The 203-nt window shown below is 47.8% G+C and carries 1 tRNA gene; it reads right to left on the bottom strand.

From position 1 onward, the window contains the following. Positions 1-112: 112 nt before the first annotated feature. A tRNA-Ile gene (locus NI464_RS15815) sits at positions 113-189 on the bottom strand. Positions 190-203 lie beyond the last annotated feature (14 nt).

Raw genomic sequence — 203 nt, 5'->3', positions numbered from 1 at the left:
CTAGGAGAGTCGAACTCCTGACCTCCTGCGTGCAAAGCAGGCGCTCTACCAACTAAGCTAAGTCCCCAGCTTATCAATAAGTCAATGTATCTTTTCTTCTGTAGTCAGATAGTGGTGGGTCTGACAAGACTTGAACTTGTGACCCCACGCTTATCAAGCGTGTGCTCTAACCAACTGAGCTACAGACCCTCAGATACATCGTA

Source organism: Acinetobacter lwoffii, assembly GCF_024129685.1.
In the GTDB taxonomy this organism is placed as follows: Bacteria; Pseudomonadota; Gammaproteobacteria; order Pseudomonadales; family Moraxellaceae; genus Acinetobacter; species Acinetobacter lwoffii_X.
Note: the sequence above shows the minus strand (reverse complement) of the source record. Positions and strands in the feature narration are given on the sequence as shown.